Origin of the sequence: Mesorhizobium sp. M7A.F.Ca.CA.004.06.1.1 (genome assembly GCF_003999135.1) — a bacterium.
Classification (GTDB): Bacteria; Pseudomonadota; Alphaproteobacteria; order Rhizobiales; family Rhizobiaceae; genus Mesorhizobium.
In genome coordinates this window covers 1-5666 of record NZ_RZPQ01000374.1, presented here as the reverse complement: position 1 = coordinate 5666, position 5666 = coordinate 1, and the positions used below count along the sequence as shown (strand labels likewise).

The 5666-nt window shown below is 59.0% G+C and carries 8 protein-coding genes; 7 read left to right on the top strand and 1 reads right to left on the bottom strand.

The window, feature by feature from the left end:
- Window positions 1-142: 142 nt before the first annotated feature.
- The 7 genes from EN906_RS20875 (at window position 143) to EN906_RS20850 (ending at window position 5173) form a co-directional block, all read left to right on the top strand.
- Window positions 143-1708 carry an MDR family MFS transporter gene (locus tag EN906_RS20875; RefSeq protein WP_127270669.1) on the top strand — a complete coding sequence of 522 codons (1566 nt, stop codon included), beginning with the start codon at window positions 143-145 and terminating at the stop codon, window positions 1706-1708.
- Between the two features lie 293 nt (window positions 1709-2001).
- On the top strand, window positions 2002-2442 hold the full coding sequence (locus EN906_RS20870; protein ID WP_127269552.1) for a nuclear transport factor 2 family protein: 441 nt from the start codon (window positions 2002-2004) through the stop codon (window positions 2440-2442).
- 9 nt (window positions 2443-2451) lie between these two features.
- A complete protein-coding gene (locus tag EN906_RS20865; RefSeq protein ID WP_127269553.1) occupies window positions 2452-2940 on the top strand; it encodes a Gfo/Idh/MocA family oxidoreductase in 489 nt (162 codons plus the stop codon).
- Complete coding sequence (locus EN906_RS20860) at window positions 2933-3970, top strand: zinc-binding dehydrogenase (RefSeq protein ID WP_127270672.1); 1038 nt, start codon at window positions 2933-2935, stop codon at window positions 3968-3970. Before EN906_RS20865 ends, EN906_RS20860 begins: the two co-directional genes overlap by 8 nt.
- A 42-nt stretch (window positions 3971-4012) precedes the next feature.
- The gene (locus EN906_RS37355; RefSeq protein ID WP_164748740.1) at window positions 4013-4186 is read left to right on the top strand and encodes a hypothetical protein; all 174 of its coding nucleotides are present in this window, start codon (window positions 4013-4015) and stop codon (window positions 4184-4186) included.
- Window positions 4187-4424: 238 nt separating this feature from the next.
- Window positions 4425-4634 carry a DUF2945 domain-containing protein gene (locus tag EN906_RS20855; protein WP_127270674.1) on the top strand — a complete coding sequence of 70 codons (210 nt, stop codon included), beginning with the start codon at window positions 4425-4427 and terminating at the stop codon, window positions 4632-4634.
- Between the two features lie 2 nt (window positions 4635-4636).
- Complete coding sequence (locus EN906_RS20850) at window positions 4637-5173, top strand: DUF488 domain-containing protein (RefSeq protein ID WP_206517121.1); 537 nt, start codon at window positions 4637-4639, stop codon at window positions 5171-5173.
- 141 nt (window positions 5174-5314) lie between these two features.
- On the opposite strand, the gene EN906_RS20845 is transcribed toward EN906_RS20850, so the two are convergent.
- Entirely contained in the window at window positions 5315-5650 is a 336-nt protein-coding gene (locus EN906_RS20845; protein ID WP_245484306.1) for a nitrilase-related carbon-nitrogen hydrolase, read from the bottom strand.
- Between the last annotated feature and the right edge of the window lie 16 nt (window positions 5651-5666).

The window sequence follows — 5666 nt, the reverse complement described above, 5'->3', positions numbered from 1 at the left end:
TTCAGCGGATCCCCGTCAAGATCGCAATAGCCCGGGATGATCCTCTCGCAGGGTTGCTCCTGCCCGGAATGTCAGTCACCGCCACGATCACCGTTAGCCAACCGCCGCCAGATACAGAGCATGGCAGGTCTCGAAACCAGCCATGACCGAGACCCTACCGATGACATCGCATCGCGACAGGGAGGGTGCGACTTTCCGCGATTGGATCTGCATTTTCGGATGCATGCTCGGCGCGTTGATCGCTGTGCTGGACATCCAGATCACCAATTCCTCGCTTCCGGAGATCGAGGGCGGGATTGGTACGGGCTCCGACAACGGAACGTGGATATCCACCTCCTATCTCATCGGAGAAATCATCATGATCCCGCTGACGGATTTCTTCACGCGAGTGTTTTCGTTCCGCAGGTTTCTGCTCGGCAGCACCTGCCTGTTCCTCCTCTTTTCAGTCGCGTGCGCTTTCACGACAAGCCTCGGGCAGATGATCGTCCTCAGGGGTTTTCAGGGCTTCGCCGGCGGCGTGATGATCCCAATGGCATTCACCCGCGTGCTGACGTCCTTGCCACAACGCCAGCAGCCGGTTGGCTTGGCAGCATTTGCGCTCACGGCCACTTTTGGGCCTGCGATCGGACCGACTATCGGCGGTTACCTCACCCAGCACTATGGCTGGGAGTTTATCTTCTTCGTCAATCTCGTGCCGGGAGTCCTGATGCTCGGCCTGCTTTTTCCAACCCTCGAGCGGGAGAGGATGAACCTTTCGCTGTTGAAGGAGGGGGATTGGTATGGCATCGCCTTCATGATTGTTGGGCTTTCCTGCCTCCAGACCGTGCTCGACGAGGGCAACAAGAATGGCTGGTTTGGCTCGCCGCTCATCGTTCATCTATCGATCGTTGCCGTCGTCGCCCTTGCGGTCTTTGTCGCCATAGAGCTGACCGTTGATAGGCCTGCCGTTCAACTGCGGGTGCTCGTCCACCGTAACTTCGCGCTCGGAACCCTAGCCAACATGCTGGTCGGCGTCGCGCTGTTTGGCTCGGTCTATGTGCTCCCGGCCTATCTGAGCCAAGTCCAAGGGTACAATTCCGAGCAGATTGGTATGGTGTTGGCCTGGGTCGGGCTGCCCCAACTGGTAATTATTCCGTTCGTTCCCTGGTTGCAGAAGCATTTGAGCGCACGTGCAATCGTCTGCGCCGGGCTCGCGATCTTTGCAGCGAGCTGTTTCATGAACACGCATCTTAACGTGAATGATGGCAGCGATCAGTTCGTGACCACGAATTTCATCCGTGCATTCGGCCAGGCCATCGTCCTTGCTCCGCTTGCCGGTATTGTGATGGTCGGCATACCTAGCGAACTCTCCGGTGCGGCGTCCGGGGTTCTCAATATGATGCGCAGCCTCGGTGGGGCGCTGGGAACGGCCATGCTGGCAACACTGATCACCAGGCGGGAGCAATTCCATTCCAACATTATCGGGCAGTCTGTCACGCCCTACAGCGAGCCCACCGAGCAGTTCATATCTCGAATGACGGAATACATTATGTCGCGCGGTGTCTCAGACGAGAGTCTAGCACGCCACCAGGCGGAGGCCTTTCTCGGGAAGCTCATCGCGCAGCAGTCCCTGATCATGGCCTTCTCCGACACGTTCTACGTCCTTGGCATCATCTTGCTGGTGGCGGCGGTGGCGGTGCTGTTCACCCGGAGCCGTAGTCCAATGTGACAGGGTGCCGGGAGATCGACCTTCCCGCAGCTTCCGTCGCCGCGGTAGCCCGACAGGCCGAAGACGTCGTCTGGCTAGTGAATTCTCGTGTTGAACTGAAGTCGATTGCCACGGCCCGGAGGCCGACGAGCGTCATCGACGCATCCAGCTGCCTGCCAGTCATCCCTATGAATACTGGAACAGCCAAACCACAGAGCGAGCCGGACTGTACCTTCAGACGACCAGATCGGCCGATCTGACAGCTAATCGCGTGGGTCTCCCCCGACTTACATGCATCTAAAAGGAGTAGAGCAATGAATCCCCAACTGACTGACATCGAACAGGTCCGACGTGCCAAGGCGAGATACTGCCGTTTCGTCGATACCCGAGACCTGGAACAATTCGCCTCCCTTTTAGAGCCGACAGTCGAGGTTCGGGTCTTCAGCACCGAAGGCGAGCTCATCGCAAGCTTCGATGATCGCGAGAGCTATATGGACGCCATGCGGAGCTACATTCAAGGTTCGCACTCGATCCACCAGCTTCACAACGACGAAATCGATCAGATTTCGCAAACGGAGATCACCGCCATTTGGTCGATGGAGGACGTGCTTGTCTTTCCTGGAGCGGCCGCCGGTCTTCCGGCTCGGATCAAGGGCTACGGACATTATCATGAGCTATGGCGACTTGGCCCCTACGGTTGGCGTCTCGCGCGCATGACGCTTCGCCGGACGATCTTCGAAGTCACCAACGCGTAGGAGGCGATCATGGTTGGAAATCCGATTCATGTCGGAATTATCGGAGTGCACCCCGACAATGGCTGGCCGACGATCGCACACAAGGCGGCGGATGAAAGGCTGCTCGAATATCGCGTCACCACCATCAGCAGCAACCGGGTGGAGGTAATAAAGGTTGCAGCCGAGGGATTTGGCATCCCACATGCCGATACGAACGAGACGCTCGTCAATGATCCGGGCGTAGGTGTCGTCGTCGCGGTCACGGTGACGCAGCACAGGGAACTCGCAATCCGATTGCTCGAAGCAGGCAAGATCGTCTTCTGCGAGTGGCCTCCGGAGGCCTACGGTGCCACACGCCTTCAGGAAGTGCCATCGCCGAGCGTGGGCCTGAGTTCCCCGCGTCCCGTCTCCGACTTGAGGAACAACGCCCGCCTCGCACAGACCTTGGACGGCGCGGTTGACCTCCAGAGTCTAATCAATGCGATCGAATGTAGCGAGGGGGAGGCGGTCGATGTCTGAGACGATGCTGGCGCTTATAATGACGCGAGCGGGCGGACCCGAGGTCATGGAAACGCGCGAGATCGCCCGGCCGCGCATTGCGAACGATACGGATATTCTGGTTCGCGTGATGGCGGCGGGGGTCAATCCGGCCGACTGGCAGAACCGCCGCAATGGCGCGGTGTATGGGACTGGCCCGCGGGACGCATTCACCATCCTCGGCATTGACGGTACTGGGATTATTGAAGAGGTGGGTTCGGCAATCACCCATCTCCGTCCCGGGGACGCCGTCTGGTATGTCGATGGCGGCTATGCCGGCAATTTCGGCAGCTACGCCGAATACAAGGTGCTCAACGGGCATTATGCCGCGCGGAAACCCGTCAGCCTAGGCTTCGTCGAGGCAGCGGCGTTGCCGACGGTGGCGCTCACGGCCTGGGAGGCAGTATTCGAGAAGGCCGATGCCAAGCCGGGTAGCTTCGCCCTGGTGCATGGCGGCGCAGGAGGACTTGGACATATCACTATACAATACCTGCGCAGGCTCGGCGCCCGTATCGCGGCAACCGTCTCAGGCGACGCAAAAGCTGCCTTCGTGCTGTCACTTGGTGCTGAACTGGCGATCCAATATCGCGAGGAGGACGTTGCCGCCGCCTTGCGCCGCTGGACCGGAAAAGCCGGCGCGGATATCGTCTTCGACTTCGTGGGGCACGAGAATTTTGCGCGAAGCTTCGACCACGCCGCGCCGTTCGGCACTCTGGTGAACACCGTCGTCTCGCCATGGCCGAAGGGAAGCAACGATTCAGCGGAATGGAACAATCTCGACGTCCGCTTCGTCAATATCGGACAGCCGCAGATCGCGGGCGATCATCTTCGCCGGCTGAGACAGACCGATGTCTTGCGGCGGGTTGCCGGGATGGTCGATCGCGGCGAGCTGCACCCTCATGTCGACCGGGTGGTGTTGTTCGGCGGTGTTGGCGCGGCACACGAAGCTTTGGAGAACGGCCGTACGATGGGTCGTGTCGTCCTTTCCATTGCTCCGGACCTGGCTGCCTAGCGCCGGCGACCAACCACTGTTCATGTCAGTAAAGATCACACCATGGACATGGGACTTGTTGGAAAGCGCGTCCTCGTGATCGAACCGAGCACCGGGCTCGAGGCGATGGTGGAGGTATTCGCCGCGGAAGGTGAAGCCGCTTTCGTGCAGGGGCGGGACGAAGCCTGCGCGCAGGCCTTGGCCGAGTCGATCTTTGACGCCGGCGGTCGAGTCTAATGCGACCGCGTGCAGCGCTTCATCCGGCGGGGGGGACCGGGGCGCGACGCTGCTCGTCGACTGCGTGAAGCAGTCCGCATCGGCCGCGAGTTCGGGGTGCTTGGCATCACTTTCTCGAAGTCAAGATGGAAGTCGTGGGCCGACCGAGCCGAGTTGAATCCAAAGGCCGACCCATTCACCTGAAAAGACCGAGCCCGAGTTCTTCACTGACAAGATCTTTATGATGAAAAGGTGAACCTTGCCGAAATATCACATTGGCGATCACGTCACTTGGAACTCGGAAGCGGGATCTGCGAGCGGCAGTATCATACGAATCCATGAAGAGGATTTCGTTTTCAAGGGATACACCCATCACGCCTCCAACGAAGAGCCGCAATATGAAATAAGGAGTGACAGAACGGATCATATCGCAGCCCATATAGAGAGGGCGCTCTCCAGAAAGCTGTGATCATGCAGTTCTATTCAATTGGCCATTCTACACGCTCTTTTCGCCAGTTTGCGGCGATTCTCGAACGCGCCTCTATAGACCTGATTGCCGACGTGAGAGCGTTTCCCCGGTCGCGCCGTAATCCCGAGTACAACATAGACATATTGCCGATCACTCTGGGCGCGTCCAGTATTTCTTATGAGTATTTTGCTGACTTGGGTGGCCGCCGACAGTGGCAAGTCGACGTGCCTGATTGCTGCAATGCGCTTTGGCGAAATCGCAGTTTTCACAACTACGCGGACTATGCACTATCAGACGCTTTTCAAGACTCTCTCGACGCGCTGATCTCACGAGGCAGCACAAACAAACTGGCGGTGATGTGTTCGGAGGCCGTCTGGTGGCGTTGTCATCGACGAATAATCGCGGACCATCTTATTTCACGCGGCCACGCCGTTTGTCACCTGATGGGCCTGGGGCAAATGAGCCGGGCGACGCTCACCGCAGGTGCGGTTGTTATAGAGCATGGACGTGTGGTTTATCCGCCCAGTGAGTCTGACTAGCGAAGCTGGCCCCATTTTACCGCCCTTAGGTCGACCTGACGGGGGCGCCGCCGATGCGTTGAGTGCGTCGAAGGATCTGAATCACGACCAGATCAAATGTATTCGCGAACATCCGTCGTGGGCGTTCTCTGGATGCTGTAGTCACTGGCGTGCCGGTTCCGTGACATAGCAGGGATAGTCTGCCTGCGCCCGCGAAGACCTTGCAGCGTCCAACTCGATAATGACGATTGGTCGGTCAGATGATGTCGTTGCAAGCAGCCGCCCGCCGGGAGCAAAGGCGAAGCCGCGACCGCCGAAGAGCGGCCCCTGATGTCCAAGCCGGCCGCTCCGGTTTGAACTGACCACGTAGCAGCCACTCACAAGCGCAGCCATCGCGCCGGCGATCTGCCAGGACCGGTAGTCTGGGCCAGTTGCGCGCGGCAGAGCAATTAGGCTGGCGCCGTTGCGTCCATATGCGCGAGCGTGTTCATTGAACATCGCCTCGGTGCATAAG